Annotated in this window: 2 protein-coding genes and 1 pseudogene; 1 reads left to right on the top strand and 2 read right to left on the bottom strand. The window is 66.7% G+C overall.

Annotation, left to right across the window (positions count from 1 at the left end; genetic code table 11):
- On the top strand, window positions 1-253 hold a 253-nt coding region (locus AC27KI_RS24695), incomplete at its 5' end, for a flavin reductase family protein (protein WP_487116411.1).
- A gap of 66 nt (window positions 254-319) precedes the next feature.
- On the opposite strand, the gene minE is transcribed toward AC27KI_RS24695, so the two are convergent.
- Both minE and minD read right to left on the bottom strand, forming a co-directional pair.
- Window positions 320-583 carry a cell division topological specificity factor MinE gene (gene minE, locus AC27KI_RS24690; RefSeq protein ID WP_092744488.1) on the bottom strand — a complete coding sequence of 88 codons (264 nt, stop codon included), beginning with the start codon at window positions 581-583 and terminating at the stop codon, window positions 320-322.
- 3 nt (window positions 584-586) lie between these two features.
- A pseudogene (gene minD, locus AC27KI_RS24685) lies at window positions 587-1401 on the bottom strand (septum site-determining protein MinD).
- Window positions 1402-1461: the final 60 nt, after the last annotated feature.

The raw sequence follows: 1461 nt of genomic DNA, 5'->3' as shown, positions 1-1461 counted from the left end.
CGTGGACCGCTGGGCCGGCGTGGCCCACCAGCCGGGCATCGCCGGCGCCCCGGTGCTGGACGGCGCCGCGGCGGTGTTCGAGTGCTTCAACCGCAGCCAGTACGTGGAGGGCGACCACACGATCTTCGTGGGCGAGGTGGAGCGCTGCAGCCACCGCACGGGCGCCTCGCCGCTGCTCTACCACGGCGGCACGTTCTACACCGAGCACCCGCTGGGCGCCGCGCCCGCGCTGCAGGCCGAGATCCGCAAATGACGGCGCCGCGGGCCCCTCTCGAGGGGGCACCGCGGCGCGGCGGGGAGCGAACGGCCAGGGCGGCGGCTATTTCACGCCGTCGGGCAGCTCGATCTTGACCTCCAGCACTTCCAGGTTGTCCTGGCGCTCCAGGTGCACCTTGATGTCGTCGGCGTGGATCGACACGTACTTGGAGATCACCGCCACCAGTTCGCGCTGCAGCGCGGGCAGGTAGTCGGGCGTGGAGGCGTTGCGGCCGTTGCGTTCGTGCGCGAGGATGATCTGCAGGCGCTCCTTGGCGACCGAGGCGGTCTTCTTTTTCTCGCCCAGCAGGAAAGACAACAGAGACATGCGTTACCTCCCGCCGAAGATGCGTTTGAAGAAGCCGGGCTTGTGCGCGTCGATGAACCGCAGGGGCTTGTCCTCGCCGAGGAAGCGGGCCACCACGTCCTTGTAGGCCTCGGACACGTCGGTGCCCTGCATGTGGATGGCCGGCGTGCCCTGGTTGGAGGCCTGCAGCACGTTCTCGGATTCGGGCACCACGCCGATCAGCTCGATGCGCAGGATGTCCTGGATGTCCTCCAGCGACAGCATCTGCCCGTCTTCCACGCGGTTGGGGTTGTAGCGCGTGATGAGCAGGTGCTCCTTCACGGGCTCGCCGCCGGCGATGGCGCGCTTGGTCTTGCTGCCCAGCATGCCCAGGATGCGGTCGGAGTCGCGCACCGAGGACACCTCGGGGTTGGTCACCAGCAGCGCCTCGTCGGCGAAGTGCATGGCCATGAGCGCGCCGCTCTCGATGCCGGCGGGCGAGTCGCAGACGATGTACTCGAAGCCCATGCCGGACAGGTCGTTCAGGATCTTCTCCACGCCGTCCTGCGTGAGCGCATCCTTGTCGCGCGTCTGGCTGGCGGCCAGCACGAACAGGTTGTCGCACTGCTTGTCCTTGATGAGGGCCTGGTTCAGGTTGGCCTCGCCCTGGATCACGTTGATGAGGTCATACACCACGCGGCGCTCGCAGCCCATGATGAGGTCCAGGTTGCGCAGGCCGACGTCGAAGTCGATCACCGCGGTCTTGTGGCCGCGCAGTGCGAGGCCGGATGCGAAGCTGGCACTGGTGGTGGTCTTGCCCACGCCACCCTTGCCGGAGTCACGACGACGATTTTGGCCATGTTGTAAAATTCCCTGCGTTGGTCCGAATGAAAAGAAGAAGGCGGTCAGAACGGGTTCTA

It is taken from the genome of Acidovorax sp. KPB24-03 (genome assembly GCF_057546605.1).
Note: the sequence above shows the minus strand (reverse complement) of the source record. Positions and strands in the feature narration are given on the sequence as shown.